The organism is Paenibacillus sp. 8b26 (assembly GCF_050626875.1).
In the GTDB taxonomy this organism is placed as follows: domain Bacteria; phylum Bacillota; class Bacilli; order Paenibacillales; family Paenibacillaceae; genus Paenibacillus.
Map to the genome: position 1 here is coordinate 4,111,759 of NZ_CP192445.1, position 16,203 is coordinate 4,127,961.

Below are 16,203 nucleotides of genomic sequence, written 5' to 3' on the forward strand. Positions count from 1 at the left end.
ATTTGTGTTGACAGAAATCAAAATCTTGTGACGAGGGGTGACCGGGCATGAAAGTTTTGGTAGTGGGATCAAATGGACAAATCGGACAGCGCCTGATCCAACTTTTGAAGGAAAACAAAGAGCACACAGTTCGGGCGATGGTACGAAAAAAAGAACAAGCCGATGCATATGAAAAGCAGGGCATCGAAACAGTTCTTGCAGACTTGGAAGGGACGGTCGACTCCATTACAGAAGCCGCCAAGGGCTGTGATGCCATTGTGTTTACGGCTGGCTCGGGTGGAAAAACGGGAGACGATAAAACGCTATTGATTGATCTGGATGGTGCTGGAAAAACAATTGAAGCGGCCGAAAAAGCAGGCATTGACAGATTTATCATGGTCAGTGCAATTCAGGCGAATAACCGGGAGAATTGGCACGATAATATCCTTCCGTATTATGCAGCGAAGCATTATGCAGACAGAGTGCTGGAAAGTAGCAGGTTGACCTACACTATTATACGTCCAGGAATTCTTTTGAATGAACCAGGAACGGGAAAAGTGTCTGCTGCTGAGAATATCACCTATGGCAGTATCCCTCGTGAAGATGTAGCTCATGCCATTTTGGCTGCTTTGGATGAGAAGCATACCTATAAACGTGCATTCGATCTGATTACTGGTGACGATTTGATTGCCGATGCATTGAAAAAAGTCTGAAAAAGAGGTTACGGTATGAATCCGAAATATAAAGAGTTATTGGCACCATTCACATTAAATAACGGAGTCACTTTGAAAAACAGGGTAGTTATGGCTCCGATGACCACATGGTCAGGCAATGCTGATTTTACTATATCGGATGAAGAGGTGACCTACTATAATAATCGTGTTAATGGAGTAGGGCTTGTGATAACGGGCTGTACGCATATTACAGCAAACGGAATCGGATTTACGGATGAATTCGCGGGTTTTGATGACAAATTCATCCCCAGCTTGCGGAAATTAGCCAGTGCTGCCCAACGAGGGGGAGCACCTGCGATACTGCAAATATTTCATGCAGGAAATAAAGCGATTCCTGAACTTATACCTGATCGTGACCTTGTGAGTGCCAGTGCGGTACAAGGTAGTCCGTTTGGGAAAACGCCGCGAGCGCTTTCGCATGAAGAAATTATGAGTATGATTAAAGCGTTTGGTGAGACAACGAGACGGGCCATCGAAGCAGGCTTTGACGGAGTTGAAATTCATGGGGCGCATGGATTTTTGATTCAAAATTTTCTGTCTCCGTATTTCAATCAGCGGACTGACCAATGGGGAGATACGCTTGAAAATCGTCTTCGCTTTCCGCTTGAGGTAGTTCGGGAAGTGGAGCAAGTCATCAAAAAATATGCGGAGAAGCCGTTTATTTTGGGTTACAGATTTTCACCTGAGGAACGTTCCCAGCCGGGTGGGTTGAGAATGGAAGAGGCATATGTCCTTATTGATCGACTTGCGGAACAGAAAGTGGATTATATTCATGCTTCATTAGATCATGTACTCTCGAGCCCGGTAGAGACACAAAGTGAGAAAACTCGTCTTGAATTAATTGCAGAGTATGTGGACGGCAGGGTGCCTCTTATTGTCGCGGGTTCCATTATTGAACCGTCTCTTGCTGCAAAAGCATTGGAGTCAGGTGTATCTTTAATCGCTATTGGCCGAGGTTTGATTATGAATCCGAATTGGGTCGAATTGGTTGAGAGTGGACAAGAAGATCAGATTGAATCAGGAGTGAAAACTTCAAAATTGAGTCAACTTCAGATTCCTTCGAAATTATGGAATATTATTCAGACTTCTCAGGGATGGATACCATTTAGTAAGTAAAGCTTCGGCTTTTTCTGTATTCTTTTGAGATTAGAGATTTGCTGAAACGATTGGTTTTGTTGTGAACAAGCCAGCCAATGTGCTGATCAATGATGTCATTGTGTAATCTACAGCTCAAGAACGGTGATTCTACTATATTTCTCGATCCTGTGGTTTATTCTTTCTTATGATCAGGTGATAACCGACATTATAAGATCAATGATTAGTGATATTCTCAATTGAAAGGAAAGCTTATAATGAAAGTACTTATTGTTACCGCACATCCTAGAAGCGACTCGCTTACGATGAGTATAACTCATCGGTTTGCTGAGGGACTGACTGCAGCTGGACATGAATACGATACAGCAGATTTATATCGAGAGGCCTTCAATCCAGTATTACTACCCCAAGATGAACCGGACTGGAATAATGAATCCAAATTATACTCTGATGAAGTCCTAAGTGAGATGGAAAGGATTAAGTCATCGGACGCGATGGTGTTTATATTCCCGGTTTGGTGGTATAGTTTTCCTGCTATAATGAAAGGCTATATTGATCGAGTGTGGAACCTAGGTTTTGCATATGGAGAAATAAAACTGCCCGTCAACAAAATAAGATGGATTGCACTGGTCGGTGATACGCAATCCCATTTTAGAAAAAGGGACTATGATACCATGATGGAGAAGTATATGAACATTGGCATGGCTGAATATGTGGGAGTCAAGGATTCTCAGGTACACTTTATGTATAATACACTTGGGGAGTTTGAAGATAACCAAGAAACGAATTTAGATTCACTCTACAACAACTTACTTGATGAAGCCTACAATATAGGCTATACATTATAACGTCTAAAGAATCTAAAACGTGACTCAGACCAGGTCAAGGAGTTATTAAAAATTAAAAGGTGTACTGTAAATCAATGCAATAAACATGCATGAACATACAAATTGTATATTGAAAAGGAGAAAGAGCGCTATGAGCAGAACTGCCATAAGAGACTATGAAGAAATCGTAGAGACGTTGAAAGGTTATATTGAGGGTAACATTTCAGGCAATAGTGATGTCATGAAATCCACTTTTCATGACGATGCAATCATGTATGGATACACGAATGATGGAAATCTAAGTGCGGGATCTATTCAGAATCTGTACGATGTAATCGATCAGTTAGGTCCGGCCAAAGATCTGGAATACCGTATTGATGTTTTGGATGTTGCGGTGACTGTTGCAGTCGTCCGTATTATCTTGGAGGCCCCAGGAGCAGTATATACGGATTACCATACAATGCTGAAATTAGATGGCAAGTGGAAAGTGGTTTCGAAGCTGTTTCACCAATATTAATTAACTATACGCACAAGGGAAGCATGGATCACATGTTTGATGATCCATGCTTTTTTATCTCTGTGATGATAAACGTTTTGGTCATGAAATATAGCTATAAATACTCCGGTATGTTATTCTTCACTGATTCACTATGGATACTGTAACAACCTAATTATGTATAACTACAGTAGGTGAACTTAATGTCTACACCATCAACCAATGAACTTCTCGATCATTGGTTAACCCTTATAGACTTACAAACGGGCATTAACAACAAGTTAGAACAAGCCCAAATTAATGGCTAGTGGAATAGTTACAACACAACAAGGAGCGGATCTACTATGCCAGGAAAAAGACGTACATTTACAGACGAGTTCAAGAGACAAATGGTTCAACTATATGAGAATGGAAAATCAAGAGCAGATATTGTGGAGGAATACGAATTAAGTGCATCTGCCTTAGATCGTTGGATTAAACAAGCTCAAACCTCAGGCTCATTCGCAGAGAAGGATAATCGTCCTCCTGAAGAGAACGAACTCATTACACTGCGAAAAGAGAATCAGCGACTTAAAATGGAAAACGACATTTTAAAGCAAGCCGCACCGATCATGGGACGAAAGTAAATGTAATTCACCAGAATAAACACAAATACTCGGTATCAGCCATGTGCGACGTCCTGAAACTCCCTAGAAGCACCTATTATTATGAAGAGAGCAAGGTCGGAGCTACATCGGAGGATGATGAGCTTTCCTCTAGGATTGAGGAATTGTCAGATTGAGCGTTCCTTGAGCATGAAAGGATGCCCCTATGACAATGCTGTTTCGGAAGTCACTTTTAAAATTTTCAAAACGGAGTTTGTGAAGAAACGTCATTTTGAAAGCCTATAGCTGAGCTAACTACAGAGTTACATGACTACGTGCACTGGTTTAAACATATCCGGATTCATGGATCTCTGCATTACTTGAGTCCGGCTGAATTCAAACAGAGACATCACAAAAAAGCTGTCTAGTTTAGTGTTGACAATCCATATTTTCATTTACTCGTCCTTAGCTATAGAAAATGAAAATGTAATGTATAGCATTAAAGTACACTTTAATGCTATACATTACTAGCCCGTTCTCATATTTTTATTTTATCATTGTTCATTTGTGCTTCCATCACATCGTATAGAGCTAATTTATAATTGATTTTATCTAGATTCCGATAAATTTCTTCCATTTTTTCTTCAATAGCTTTTTTATGCTCGATCATCATCATTTTTCGTTTAGATATTGTGTGATCCCCTTCTTTATATAGCCTAACGTATTCTTGAATTTGCGAAATCGACATGCTGGTTCGACGAAGCGCGGTAACAAAATCAACCCACTTGATATCTTCATCATCATAAAGTCTTATCCCACTTTGGGTTCGTTTCACATAAGGTAGTAATCCCATACTTTCATAAAATCGGAGTGCAGAGGCGGTGACTCCCGTTTCGCTTACAACATCTTTAATTTCTTTCATATCAGCTTCAACCTCATTTCAATTTTCTCAATTATTTAACCTGCTTTAATTATAAAATAAAAATAGTTCAACGGAATTGTTGAGTATAGCACTTTTTAGTGGAATAAAAAAAGATTTGACCTAAAGTACACTTTAAACGATATGATACTCGTGTAAACAAATTTCGATACATGGAGGTTAACAAAAGGACACAACGAAAGCTTCAGTCAGAAAGCACGGAACTTCTTAGGTCAGGGAAATTGATGATATTGCTACTCAAAGCTCGCGACTCAGACCGAATTTTGTATTTGATCTGGACAGGAGTATTGATGGAGATTCTGATCTGAAAGCGGTAATCAGAAATTAGAAAGTTGGTCTTCATGATCCGATATTGGAAGATCGAAGGAAACCTTAATAGGTCGAAAATGGTGACATTTTTGAAAAAAAACATGCCCCAGCAATTAAAAACTTGAATCACATTATGATGATTGCATAAAAAAGGAGAAGAAAAATGACTCAAACTCGCATGTTAAGTGTACCCTATGCCAAAGCTCCATTTGAAAAAATAACGATGGAAACCCGAGAATTACGACCGTATGACATCTTGATCGACATTAAGTTCAGCGGGATCTGCCATTCCGATATTCATAGCGCACATGGTGAATGGGGCGGGGGAATCTTTCCGATGGTACCTGGTCATGAAATCGTAGGTCATGTGGAAGCCGTAGGTGAGGAAGTCACCAAGTTCACGGTGGGTGATCGTGTCGGTGTGGGCTGCTTCGTCAATTCATGCGGAGAGTGTGAATACTGTTTGAAGGGAGAGGAACAGTACTGTACGAAAGGTGTTGTACAAACCTATAACTCGAGAGATTATGATGGCACACCGACATACGGTGGATACAGCCAAAAGATTGTTGTAACGGAAGGATTTGTTGTACGTATTCCGGATGTACTGGGTATGGATATCGCAAGCCCACTGTTGTGTGCAGGTATCACGACATACTCCCCCTTGAAACACTGGAATGCCGGACCGGGTAAAAGAGTTGCTATCGTGGGTGTAGGCGGCCTGGGTCACCTGGCCATTCAATATGCACATGCCCTGGGTGCTGAGGTTACCGTGCTGAGTCGTTCCAATGATAAGAAAGACGAAGCTTTTGAATTGGGAGCAGATCACTACTTTGCAACCCAGGATACTGCTACGTTCACGACACTAGCTAGTCAATTTGATCTGATTCTAAATACGGTATCGGCCAATTTGGATGTAGATGCTTACTTATCCTTGCTTAAAGTCGATGGAACACTTGTGAATGTAGGAGCTCCAGGTAAACCTGATCAGTACAATGTGTTCTCCTTGCTGATGGGACGCCGCAGTATTGCCGGTTCACTCGTTGGAGGTATCCGTGAAACTCAGGAAATGCTTGATTTCTCCGCAGAAAACGGCATTGTTCCCAAAATCGAGATCGTCCATGCTCACCAAGTGGAAGAAGCGTATGATCGTGTTCTCCGGAGTGACGTGCGTTATCGTTTTGTCATTGACGCATCAACGATATAATTCAGTAAAGTAAAAAGAGTCGCCTCTATGGAGAGCCCTGCAAAAGCCTTACTTTTGTTTAAATCAGGACTCCGAACTGGAAAACAGATGCCGAAAAATGAAAAAGCAGTTCATCCTCAAGCGAGGATGGGCTGTTTTTGCTCTATTAGCTTCACCATTTGTTTTACATTTACAACGAATGCCGTGAGTTCGCATGCCGAAAAGGCCCCGGTGTTTGGCTGCTCCCATACCATGGAATCTCTTCATCTCTGCATTTTTTTTTATGTTCAATGATCGGTCTGCGCTTGATCCGCTCCTTAAACGTATCCTGAGTTCAAACTCGATCTGCTTCTTGAAATGTTCTGCCAAGATTCGAATCGAGTACATCTTACTTCGGGCATCTGGCTTGTAGCATCCTTCGCGTAAAGGGCAGGTTTTACACTTTACAGCAGACATTTAAGTTATTTGAGTAAAGAGTCAGGTTGCCTTATACTAAAAAAATAATTAATTACATGAAGGACGGGTGGGAAGTTATATTATGAATAATACAAATGAGTTCATGGATCAGTGGTTATCTATGGACATCATACAAAATAACATCAAGAAGGAATTGGAAAGTATATTACAGGCTCAATTTAGTTTATCGATTAAAGAGTTCTACGTCCTTTATTATCTTTCTAAGGCACCCGAAAAAAAACTTAGGTTACAACAGTTACAGGAAAGAATAGGATTAAGCCAAAGTGCACTCTCTAGACTGGTGGGAAATATGGAGGCGAAAAGCTGTGGTGCTCTTGAGAAGCATACTTGTTCAGATGATCGGAGGGGTAGCTATACCAGGCTAACAGAACTGGGAGAGAATAAACTTCGAAAAAGTCTTCATGCTTTCCATGAGATTTTACAAAAACATTTAAAAGCGCATAATCTTGATGCAATAGTGAAAAAATTAATAAACGAACTCTAAGCAGCATGGTCTTTCAAAGAGCTTATATTTTCTTTGGGCTCTTTGATTTGACTTTTGTGAGGTTTAGAGTTAAATTATATGCATGTGTTATGCATTCAATAAATAGATGCATGCTCATGAATGTTATTAAAGAGAAAGGATGTTCACATGCGAGATCTATTTAGTACTTTTAAAATTAAGGGGTTGGAGCTGAAGAATCGGATTGTGATGTCTCCGATGTGCATGTACTCTGTCGATAAGAAAGACGGTATCGCAACAGACTGGCATTATCTCCACTATGTAAGCCGTGCTGTTGGTGGTGCAGGCTTTATCATGATTGAAATGACAGACGTAGAGCCGGATGGAAGAATTTCGGATTACGACTTAGGTTTGTGGTCGGATGACCAGATTCCAGCACTAAAGAAAATCGTTGACGCGATTCATGCACAAGGCGCAAAAGTAGGTATCCAAATCGCTCATGCAGGACGTAAAGCACAGGATGCAGAAGTCCCAGTTGCGCCATCTGCGATTCCATTCGATGAGAATTCCAAAACCCCCCGCGCGCTGACAACGAAAGAAGTAAAGGGTATGGTTGAAAAATTCCGTCTTGCTGTAAGACGAGCAGTAAAAGCTGGTTTCGATACAATCGAAATTCATGGTGCGCACGGTTACTTGATTCACCAATTCCATTCTCCGCTTACAAACAAACGTGATGATGAGTATGGAAAAGATTTGACGAAATTCGGCCGGGAGATCATTCAAGTAGCAAAAGAAGAGATTCCCACGGGTATGCCATTGTTGATGCGTATCTCTGCAAAAGAATATGTAGAGGGCGGTTATGACATCGACGGGAGCATCAAGTTCGCTAAAGAATATCAAGATGCAGGTGTAGACATGTTCGATATCTCTTCCGGCGGAGAAGGGCAAATCGCCGCTTGGGGTAGACCGGGTACACATGCTGCCTATCAAGCACCATTAGCTAGAAAGATTAAAGAAGCATTGGATGTGCCGGTTATCGCTGTAGGAAGACTGGATGATGCAGTTTTGGCAAATGGCATCATCGGAAATGAGGAAGCAGACTTAATCGCGGTAGGTCGCGGCATGCTTCGAAACCCTTACTGGGCTTTGGAAGCATCTAAGCAATTGCGTAAAGAGGCTGATGTTCCAAAACAATATGAAGATGGTTTCCGTCGCTAAGTAAAAAGGAATTACTACTTATAAGGAGGAATAGTGAAAATGAGTAAAACACCAATCGAGGATTATGAAGCAATTGTTGAAGTGATTAGTAAGTATGTGGATGGGTTGATTGCTGGCAAGAAAGAAATTATGCAACCAGCATTCCATAAAGATGCGACGATGTACGGTTATAATTCAAATGGTTTCCTAGGAGGTTCCATTCAAAACTTGTGGGATTTCGTGGACGAAGCAGGTGCCGCACCGAATATGAAATCGAGAATCGATGTGCTGGATGTAGAGGGCACCATCGCTTCGGCACGTATCAGTCTGGAAAATGATGCATATGGAGAGTCCTATACGGACTATCATCAGCTACTAAAGGTAGACGGAGAATGGAAAGTGATCGGTAAACTATTCCACTTACATGGTTAATACAGTTCCTCAGTAAGGATAACGATAAAATAAAGAAGATTTCTCACTATGTCTTACATTGAAAATAAAGTTGTAGTTTTGATAGGTGCATCAAGTGGTATTGGAGAAGCAGCAGCGATAACAAGCTTCAGAAAATTGTAGATAGTATTGAATCTGGTGTCATTGCGACAAACTGGCAAGATAGTGTAACGGATGAAGACGTGAAAGGCGTTCTGGACAACCTGAAGGAAGTAGCCATCGACGTAGAGCATGTGCGAGAACCATCGCATTCGTTGTCGACCAGCCTTCTGATGTGCTGATTAATGATGTTATTGTTTCACCGACACGCCAAGAGTGGTAATGAGATAATCCAATTTGACCATAACTCAGATAGAAGGTCATCTAGTTTGTACAAACAAGATGACCTTCCACATGAACGAAAGTGTTGTATATATAGATAAAGTTTTGGTTTGTAAAAAAGAGTAAACCATCATTAGATCGATCATCAAGATAGTTTCCTTACGCGTTTCACTAGCTAATCTATCTGTTATTTGCCTACAAACGTAAAAGTACACACTAAATAAAATTGAAAGGAGTACTTCTTATGGCACATGCTTCAACAACAATAAAAATTCCTGTCTCAGCTGATCAAGTATGGCAATTGATCGGGGGGTTTCATTCACTTCCTGGTTGGTTACCTTCTATATCTAGTAGTGAGCTAAGCGAAGGTGGACGCATACGTCATCTGACTGATGTTGATGGGGTGACGATTGTAGAGCGCCTCGAAGTATTTAATGACAAGGAACGTTTCTACACGTATTCGATATTGAAGTCATCATTCCCAGTCACCGATTATCAAGCTACCATCCAAGTACACGAGAATGCTATCGGCGAATCATCATTGGTTGAGTGGTCTGGCAGCTTCACACCTGTAGGTATCAGTGACGAAGAAGCTGAGAATTTATTCCTTGAAATGTACGAAAATGGATTAAAAGCATTGGGACAAGCATTTGCGAATTAAGAACCTTGAACCGTACTAGGCCAATAAAAAAAATTATACACGGAATCCATTGACTTAGATTATAAAGGATTGGACGCGAAGATTGTCCTTATTGTCATGATAAATGACGTTATTGGGAACCAGTAGCTAGTTAAAGCGTGGAGCAAGTAAAAAAAGATTTCTTATCTCTGCCTCATCATCAAGCAATCAAAGCAGAAAACAGATGAATTATATGAACAATAGTTTAAGATCCTGGATTGAATCATTCCAGGATTTTCTTATTTATAATTTGTAGTATTAGGAACTCAATAAGAGAGAATGTTAGTCACCACACATTTGGTTGTGTGTGGGTGATGGTGAATCATCTGGCAACCAGGATTGTCGACACAAATCCTGTACGAAGAAAGTTTGTGTTACCTCAGACAACGTCCTGAACCGCGAATTTCAACAACGCGTTCAATTGGAGAAATGGGGGACGGACATCACCTATTTACTTTTGGGGGAAAGTTTCTTTTACCTCTCTACGATCTATGATCTGTACAGCGAACGAAGTGGTTGACTACAATCGGTGCTCGTAAGAACCTTTGTCTTGTGCTCGATACGATGAAGAAAGCAGTTCAAAAAACGAATGAGGCGCGGAATCCTCCTGACACAGTGGCCGCGGCTTTCAGTATACGTCGAGGTCGTATCACCAGTTACTTCGCGTCATGGCATTCAGTTTAGTATGTAACGAAATGGAGTTGGTCACTAAAACGCTGTATGGAAAGTTTCTTTAGCCATTTTCAAGAGCAATTCTTCTGGCTCCTGCGTTGCACCAGCCAGAAGCAACTCGTGGGAAAGTCCAGCGCTACATACACTTTTATAACCACCACAGATTCCAGAAAAAATTAAATAACCTTAGTCCGGTCGGGAACCGAACTAAGGCTGCTTAGGGTCTTTCTTGTAACTGTCTACTTGACAAGGGCAAATTCATTTTCAGTTAGTTCTTTTTTTGCATTACCATTCTTGGCGTGTCGGTGAAACAATAACATCATTAATCAGCACATCAGAAGGCTGGTCGACAACGAATGCGATGGTTCTCGCAACATGTTCTACGTCGATGGCTACTTCCTTCAGATTGTCCAGAACGCCTTTCACGTCTTCATCCGTTACACTATCTTGCCAGTTTGTCGCAATGACACCAGGAGATACCATGGATGCTTGGATACCGTATTTGACGGACATTTCTTTACGCAAGCTTTCTGTGATAGCTTTTACTGCGTATTTTGTGGAGCTGTATACGCCATGGCCTTCGCCAACAGCGTGTCCAGCAATGGAGCCAACATTGATGATCTGGCCTTTCCCTTGTTTCTTCATGTGCGGCAGAACTGCAGCAATACCGTATAGTGTACCTTTTAGATTCAAGTCGATCATTTTTTCCCACTCATCAACTTTTGCATTATCCCACATAGAGAATAGCATCATACCGGCACAATTGATCAGTGTATCCACTCGCCCGAATTTATTCAGTGTGACATCCATTAGAGCATGAACTTCTTCCTTAACCGTGACATCTGTTTTTTTATAAATGGCTATGCCACCTTCATTTTGAATACGTTCTGCTACAATCTTTAGTCCATCTCCATCAATTGATGCCAGCACGACTGATGCGCCATTCTTCGCTAGGTGAATGGCGGTTGCCTTGCCAATTCCGCTTGAAGCTCCTGTAACGATTATTACCTTATCTGTGATATAAGACATATCTGGTACACCTCTTCATTATCAAATTAAATGCATGAATCATGCATTTAATTTAGCATTGTTTTTTCATTTTGTCAATTTGTTTACTATAAGGTAAATGCAATACCCTATTGGCAAAAAAAATGATAAAAGTAGCCGTTTTTGCCGTACGATGAAAGGTTCTGCCGATTTAAAAATCGATGATGTAATAAATAAAGTATCCCGAGACATTCTTTGAAATTGCTTAAAGGGAAATAAGATAATTGAAGTAAGTATGCAAAATGAAAAAGATAGTGTTATTTCGGAATATAAATATGCTTACCCACACGTAATGAAGAGTATAAATTATAGGGTAATTCCAACCGGGATCTTTTTTTTTAAAACAGGCGATTCCAGTCATCCCAAGTAAGAAGAATCGCCATGTTCTTCGAGAGGATTATGATTGGGATCTCACAAGGAGTGGATTTCCTTTTTTAAAACACTATGATCGTCTGGCGGACTTGCTATGGTAAATTGATGTGTACGTTCAAGGCTTTTTTGACGTTAGCTTCTATTATGAATATGAGTTCCTTGAATTGAAGACAAGCGCTAGTTCAAAACATAAACTTTTTATTCAGGTGAACCAAAAAATAGATCAGTACTCTTTTAAATGCTCAACCATCCGATGAAGTAAATCTCCTAACACAGTAATTTCATGGTCATTGTAAATATGATAAGTTTGGTTATTAAAATTAATTCGTGAAGTATTCAATTGCTCATAAACGCGGTGTCCTTCATCCGTTAATTTCACAAGGGTTCGCCTTCTATCTTGTGGGTCTTGGAATAGAGCAACCAGATTAGATTGTTGCATACGATTGATCATCCCTGTCATATTTTGTTTCGTTACGAGTGTTTCTTCTTTTAGTTCACCAATAGAGATATCCCCCTTTTTGGCGACTGCACTAAGAATAACCCATTGTTGTATGCTATTAAGTCCAACATCTGCAACCATCTTTGCTCCATCTTTGCTCAAAAGATTTGATATCCTTAAAAAATCTAAAGTGATATCTGTTTTTACATCTTCCATATTGAACCTCCATCTCAGTCAAAGTCACTAAAGCACTTCTCGTATATATTGATCGTACCTGTTGGCTAACTCATTATATTTTAATTCCAGATAATTAATCAATATGTTGACTAATACTGCTAAATTGCTTAAAGTAGTCAATATATTGACTAATAAAGGAGAGAGAACAACATGCAAGGAAAAGTAGCAATTGTAACAGGAGCAAGTCGAGGGATCGGTGCTGCTACGGCAAAAATATTGGCTGAACGTGGAGCAAAAGTAGTTGTGAATTATGCAAGAAATTCAACAGAAGCTAATAAAGTAGTGGCATCGATCCGGGAAAATGGCGGAGAAGCATTCGCAATACAAGCAGATGCTAGAAGTATGGAACAAATGAGTACGCTCGTGGAAGAAACCATTAAAAATTATGGTACCGTAGATATCCTCGTTCATAATGCGGGTATGAGCTTTGTTCAGAAATCTTTTGAAGATATGACATTCGATGAGTTTATTCAAAAACCTAATGATGAACTTCAGGCTGCTTTCGTCTCTACAAAGGTGGTACTGCCTTATATGAAGAAACAGAATTATGGAAAGTTGATTTATATATCAAGCGGTCTGAGTAATCACCCAGGACCTAATTTTATAGCACACGGAACATCAAAAGGAGCACTAAATAGTTTTGTTAAATATATTGCCCAAGAGCTGGGCAGCCAGGGAATTACAGCAAATGTTGTCTCCCCGGGATTGGTAGAGACAGATGCGACTACCTCTATGCCTGAAGGGTTTAAACACCAGCTAACGGCCTCTCTCCCTCTTGGCCGAATTGGGTATCCTGAGGATATTGCAAAAGCTATTGCTTTTTATGCTAGTGATGATAGTGCTTATCTCACAGGAAGTTACCTGCCTGTGAGCGGTGGAGGCGAAATGTGATAACCCTTTTATATCCAGTTATCAATCGTACCCTATTTATTACACATTATTAGTTTCAATTGGTAAGGCCCGGTAAGCTATACTTCAAGCTACCGGGCCTGAGCTATAATTATCCGTGCTCTTTATAAAAGCAGCATGCGATTCACTATGTCAATTGGCGTGTAAAGCAAGGCTTTTTTGGGGACAAAATACTGTACATTGGACATACTTATAACCGTTTTATGAATGTCCCTATCATCCAAAACAAGCGATTCAATATTCGCCAGAGAGCGCATACGATGTTGAGATTAACGGCTCTTTCAATCGGGGGAGATAAGACGAATACATGTATATGGTTTGATACATACTGATTTTGCTATACTATTGGATATAGAATACTGAAGATAGAGTATACAGGTTAGAAGGGGGGGGTATTATGGAGAGTCAAGCAAGGAAGCTTACTACCAGAGAACTGAAAGCGTTAAACACGAAAAAAAAGCTTTTTCAAGCTACGCTAGAACTGATGAAAAATAAAGGTTATGATAATTTTACAATTAGGGAAGTTTGCAAAATCGCCGGAACCTCCACGGGTAGTTTCTATAATTATTTTGATAGTAAAGAACAGCTTTTATCGTTCTATTATGAAATGGCTGGAGAGGATTTTGAGCAGCACGCTAAAATGTACACGGGGTTCCAGAATCCGATTGAGAAAATTACTTCCTTTTACGTTTGGTATGCCGGGTACACTACCGAGTTTGGATTGGACTTTTGCCGCTTATTTTTCTCAAGTACGAATTCCTCTCTCAATACAGATCGTATCTATAACCGAGTCATGGAGATCACGTTGGAATACGTTCAAGAGGCAGTTGAGCAGCAGCTCATCCATTTGGGCGAAAGATCTTGTGAAGAAACCACTAAGGACCTGTGTGTCATATTCAAAGGTGCCATTATGGATTGGTGTGTTCATGAAGGAAATTATGATCTACCTCAGTATGTTCAGCACTTGTTGTCCATTTTCATCAAAGGGTTATGATCAATTTCGAGAGTTTGAAGCACAGAATTGAATAGTGGTAATGTACCTAAGGAAAGCAGATCTGGAATGGATTCTGCTTTTTTTGGTGACCAAATATTTATCTCTAAGAAAAACGTGAGCAGTTCATTATTGTTTAATGGAGTAAAATTTCCCCTTGAACAAAATGTTTTGTTGGAGTATAATGAACATGTTCGATGAACGCGTTCATTATATTCAGTGGATAAGAAAGGTTATTTTTTTTATTTATTTTGTGAAATTAATCACATGAAAGAGGGTAATTCAATGAACTCCAGATTTGAATCGTTATTTCGTCCGATGTCGTTCCCGAATGGCATTGAAGTTTCGGGTCGCTTTGTCATGGCACCGATGGTTATCAATTCATCCAATGCCGATGGAACAGTTACCGATGCCGATATTGCATACTTCAAGCGTAGAGCTAAAACAGGGCAATTATTGATAACGGCTGCATGTTACAATGATATCATGGCCCAATGGCTTGACTATCAATATGGAATTTTCGACGACAAACATCTTCCAGGCATGACTGAAATGGCGCAAGCCATGAAGTCTGAAGGGGCAAAAGCCATAATGCAAGTGTACCATACGGGTCGTGAAGCATCGGTTACGCAGAGAGATTATGGAGTAGCCTATGGGCCAAGTACAATTAAATTCCCGTTTTTGGAATACGAAGTTACAGGAATGAGCGAACGAAAAATCCAAGACGTGATCGGATTCTTCGGAGATGCAACTCGTAGAGCAATCAAAGCTGGTTTTGATGGCCTGGAAATACATGGTGCTAACCATTACTTAATTCAACAGTTCTTTTCTACGACTTCCAATAAACGCACGGACAAATGGGGAGGGAGTCTTGAAAAGCGTTCTGCCTTTGCCCTTGCTATCTTTGACGAAGTCAAACGAGTTGCGCAAGAAGAGTCCGCAGAACCGTTTATTTTGGGCTACCGTATTTCACCTGAAGAAATTCATGGTTCAGATATTGGTTATACACTCGATGATTCTCTATATCTGATTGAACAGTTAGTTTCAAGAGGTGTAGATTATATCCATTCTTCGCTGTGGGGAGTAGATTCCTATAAGAGTACAGCTGCAATGGGGGCTTATGAAAATCAATCGATAAACCAAGTGATCAAATCGGTTATTAACAAACGCTGTCCGCTCATTGTTGTTGGTGGGATCGGCTCAGCAGAGGCGGCTCTTGATGCTCTTGAATATGGAGATTTAGTTGCTATGGCTGCTGCAGCGATTGCAGAACCTGACTTCGCAGAAAAAATCCGTACTGATCGCGTAGATGAAATTACATTAAACATTACAGGCAGGATGGAGGAATTAAAAATCCCTTATGGTGTGAAAACGGTTCGATGGATACTGGAAAGTAGTGGGACTCTACCCCAAGAAACACTTGATGCTCTGGATACACTTAAACTTCCTGATCATTATGTTATGGCTTCCGATCAAAGAATATTTAATTAATGACACGAAGAATACAATGATTTCATTAATAATGTAACTTGTCATATAGAGGGGTCAAGACTTTGATAAAAAAAGTCTTGATTTTTTTATTGTTCCATAGGTTGCATTCTTAACTAGTTTTGTCCTTCAGACCTTAAGTAAGGAATACCGCTTTAGAGTTGAATCAGCATGGAGCTGATCAAGCGGGGCTTAGCCCAAAGGCTGGTGGGATAGCCTTTTTTTAAAATGCAGCTCACTATCTAAACTGCATCGTAACACCGTTTTGTTCTGGATTAAACAATTAAACGTTGGTATGTTCTCCGGATGGGCGGTATGCTAAACTTTTAAAATTA

The 16,203-nt window shown here is 40.4% G+C and carries 16 protein-coding genes and 2 pseudogenes; 14 read left to right on the forward strand and 4 right to left on the reverse strand.

All coding sequences use genetic code 11. The features are described from left to right. Positions 1–47: 47 nt before the first annotated feature. The 5 genes and pseudogenes from ACQ4MX_RS19015 (at position 48) to ACQ4MX_RS19035 (ending at position 4,143) form a co-directional block, all read left to right on the forward strand. Positions 48–692: an SDR family oxidoreductase gene (locus ACQ4MX_RS19015; protein ID WP_431086642.1), complete on the forward strand. Its 645-nt coding sequence runs from the start codon at positions 48–50 to the stop codon at positions 690–692. A gap of 15 nt (positions 693–707) precedes the next feature. Continuing rightward, positions 708–1,829 carry an NADH-dependent flavin oxidoreductase gene (locus tag ACQ4MX_RS19020; RefSeq protein WP_431086643.1) on the forward strand — a complete coding sequence of 374 codons (1,122 nt, stop codon included), beginning with the start codon at positions 708–710 and terminating at the stop codon, positions 1,827–1,829. A 236-nt stretch (positions 1,830–2,065) separates the two neighbouring features. After that, complete coding sequence (locus ACQ4MX_RS19025) at positions 2,066–2,656, forward strand: NAD(P)H oxidoreductase (protein ID WP_431086645.1); 591 nt, start codon at positions 2,066–2,068, stop codon at positions 2,654–2,656. A gap of 130 nt (positions 2,657–2,786) precedes the next feature. Continuing rightward, positions 2,787–3,152, forward strand: a complete 366-nt coding sequence (locus ACQ4MX_RS19030) for a nuclear transport factor 2 family protein (protein ID WP_431086647.1) — start codon at positions 2,787–2,789, stop codon at positions 3,150–3,152. 323 nt (positions 3,153–3,475) lie between these two features. Continuing rightward, positions 3,476–4,143: pseudogene (locus ACQ4MX_RS19035) on the forward strand (IS3 family transposase). A gap of 110 nt (positions 4,144–4,253) precedes the next feature. Here the strand turns inward: ACQ4MX_RS19035 and ACQ4MX_RS19040 are convergent. Next, on the reverse strand, positions 4,254–4,637 hold the full coding sequence (locus ACQ4MX_RS19040) for a MerR family transcriptional regulator (RefSeq protein WP_431086648.1): 384 nt from the start codon (positions 4,635–4,637) through the stop codon (positions 4,254–4,256). A gap of 490 nt (positions 4,638–5,127) precedes the next feature. Between ACQ4MX_RS19040 and ACQ4MX_RS19045 the strand changes: the two genes are divergently transcribed. Then, positions 5,128–6,168, forward strand: a complete 1,041-nt coding sequence (locus ACQ4MX_RS19045) for an NAD(P)-dependent alcohol dehydrogenase (protein WP_431086649.1) — start codon at positions 5,128–5,130, stop codon at positions 6,166–6,168. Positions 6,169–6,284: 116 nt separating this feature from the next. On the opposite strand, the pseudogene ACQ4MX_RS19050 reads toward ACQ4MX_RS19045, so the two are convergent. Then, positions 6,285–6,591: pseudogene (locus ACQ4MX_RS19050) on the reverse strand (transposase); the annotation flags it as partial. A 94-nt stretch (positions 6,592–6,685) separates the two neighbouring features. On the opposite strand from ACQ4MX_RS19050, the gene ACQ4MX_RS19055 reads away from it, so the two are divergent. From ACQ4MX_RS19055 to ACQ4MX_RS19075, 5 genes are all read left to right on the forward strand, one after another. Next, the gene (locus tag ACQ4MX_RS19055) at positions 6,686–7,108 is read left to right on the forward strand and encodes a MarR family winged helix-turn-helix transcriptional regulator (RefSeq protein WP_431086651.1); all 423 of its coding nucleotides are present in this window, start codon (positions 6,686–6,688) and stop codon (positions 7,106–7,108) included. A 147-nt stretch (positions 7,109–7,255) separates the two neighbouring features. After that, positions 7,256–8,284: an NADH:flavin oxidoreductase/NADH oxidase gene (locus ACQ4MX_RS19060; RefSeq protein WP_431086653.1), complete on the forward strand. Its 1,029-nt coding sequence runs from the start codon at positions 7,256–7,258 to the stop codon at positions 8,282–8,284. Between the two features lie 39 nt (positions 8,285–8,323). Further along, entirely contained in the window at positions 8,324–8,695 is a 372-nt protein-coding gene (locus ACQ4MX_RS19065; protein ID WP_272639237.1) for a nuclear transport factor 2 family protein, read from the forward strand. A gap of 583 nt (positions 8,696–9,278) precedes the next feature. Further along, positions 9,279–9,695 carry an SRPBCC family protein gene (locus ACQ4MX_RS19070; protein ID WP_431086656.1) on the forward strand — a complete coding sequence of 139 codons (417 nt, stop codon included), beginning with the start codon at positions 9,279–9,281 and terminating at the stop codon, positions 9,693–9,695. A gap of 788 nt (positions 9,696–10,483) precedes the next feature. Continuing rightward, positions 10,484–10,606: an IS3 family transposase gene (locus ACQ4MX_RS19075; RefSeq protein ID WP_431086658.1), complete on the forward strand. Its 123-nt coding sequence runs from the start codon at positions 10,484–10,486 to the stop codon at positions 10,604–10,606. 64 nt (positions 10,607–10,670) lie between these two features. On the opposite strand, the gene ACQ4MX_RS19080 is transcribed toward ACQ4MX_RS19075, so the two are convergent. After that, entirely contained in the window at positions 10,671–11,414 is a 744-nt protein-coding gene (locus ACQ4MX_RS19080; protein ID WP_431086659.1) for an SDR family oxidoreductase, read from the reverse strand. A gap of 613 nt (positions 11,415–12,027) precedes the next feature. Further along, the gene (locus ACQ4MX_RS19085) at positions 12,028–12,459 is read right to left on the reverse strand and encodes a MarR family winged helix-turn-helix transcriptional regulator (RefSeq protein ID WP_431086660.1); all 432 of its coding nucleotides are present in this window, start codon (positions 12,457–12,459) and stop codon (positions 12,028–12,030) included. A 171-nt stretch (positions 12,460–12,630) separates the two neighbouring features. Here ACQ4MX_RS19085 and ACQ4MX_RS19090 point away from each other — a divergent pair, with 171 nt between their 5' ends. From ACQ4MX_RS19090 to ACQ4MX_RS19100, 3 genes are all read left to right on the forward strand, one after another. Beyond that, on the forward strand, positions 12,631–13,371 hold the full coding sequence (locus tag ACQ4MX_RS19090) for an SDR family NAD(P)-dependent oxidoreductase (protein ID WP_431086662.1): 741 nt from the start codon (positions 12,631–12,633) through the stop codon (positions 13,369–13,371). 415 nt (positions 13,372–13,786) lie between these two features. Then, positions 13,787–14,383 (forward strand): TetR/AcrR family transcriptional regulator, encoded by a 597-nt coding sequence (locus tag ACQ4MX_RS19095; RefSeq protein ID WP_431086665.1) that lies wholly within the window; start codon positions 13,787–13,789, stop codon positions 14,381–14,383. Positions 14,384–14,665: 282 nt separating this feature from the next. Beyond that, positions 14,666–15,871 (forward strand): NADH-dependent flavin oxidoreductase, encoded by a 1,206-nt coding sequence (locus ACQ4MX_RS19100; RefSeq protein WP_431086666.1) that lies wholly within the window; start codon positions 14,666–14,668, stop codon positions 15,869–15,871. Positions 15,872–16,203: the final 332 nt, after the last annotated feature.

What these genes read in the sequence shown, in the direction of transcription:
- ACQ4MX_RS19015 (WP_431086642.1), top strand. Translation starts at nt 48, where the DNA reads ATGAAAGTTTTGGTAGTGGGATCAAATGGACAAATCGGACAGCGCCTG.
- ACQ4MX_RS19020 (WP_431086643.1), top strand. Translation starts at nt 708, where the DNA reads ATGAATCCGAAATATAAAGAGTTATTGGCACCATTCACATTAAATAAC.
- ACQ4MX_RS19025 (WP_431086645.1), top strand. Translation starts at nt 2,066, where the DNA reads ATGAAAGTACTTATTGTTACCGCACATCCTAGAAGCGACTCGCTTACG.
- ACQ4MX_RS19030 (WP_431086647.1), top strand. Translation starts at nt 2,787, where the DNA reads ATGAGCAGAACTGCCATAAGAGACTATGAAGAAATCGTAGAGACGTTG.
- ACQ4MX_RS19040 (WP_431086648.1), bottom strand. Translation starts at nt 4,637, where the DNA reads ATGAAAGAAATTAAAGATGTTGTAAGCGAAACGGGAGTCACCGCCTCT.
- ACQ4MX_RS19045 (WP_431086649.1), top strand. Translation starts at nt 5,128, where the DNA reads ATGACTCAAACTCGCATGTTAAGTGTACCCTATGCCAAAGCTCCATTT.
- ACQ4MX_RS19055 (WP_431086651.1), top strand. Translation starts at nt 6,686, where the DNA reads ATGAATAATACAAATGAGTTCATGGATCAGTGGTTATCTATGGACATC.
- ACQ4MX_RS19060 (WP_431086653.1), top strand. Translation starts at nt 7,256, where the DNA reads ATGCGAGATCTATTTAGTACTTTTAAAATTAAGGGGTTGGAGCTGAAG.
- ACQ4MX_RS19065 (WP_272639237.1), top strand. Translation starts at nt 8,324, where the DNA reads ATGAGTAAAACACCAATCGAGGATTATGAAGCAATTGTTGAAGTGATT.
- ACQ4MX_RS19070 (WP_431086656.1), top strand. Translation starts at nt 9,279, where the DNA reads ATGGCACATGCTTCAACAACAATAAAAATTCCTGTCTCAGCTGATCAA.
- ACQ4MX_RS19080 (WP_431086659.1), bottom strand. Translation starts at nt 11,414, where the DNA reads ATGTCTTATATCACAGATAAGGTAATAATCGTTACAGGAGCTTCAAGC.
- ACQ4MX_RS19085 (WP_431086660.1), bottom strand. Translation starts at nt 12,459, where the DNA reads ATGGAAGATGTAAAAACAGATATCACTTTAGATTTTTTAAGGATATCA.
- ACQ4MX_RS19090 (WP_431086662.1), top strand. Translation starts at nt 12,631, where the DNA reads ATGCAAGGAAAAGTAGCAATTGTAACAGGAGCAAGTCGAGGGATCGGT.
- ACQ4MX_RS19095 (WP_431086665.1), top strand. Translation starts at nt 13,787, where the DNA reads ATGGAGAGTCAAGCAAGGAAGCTTACTACCAGAGAACTGAAAGCGTTA.
- ACQ4MX_RS19100 (WP_431086666.1), top strand. Translation starts at nt 14,666, where the DNA reads ATGAACTCCAGATTTGAATCGTTATTTCGTCCGATGTCGTTCCCGAAT.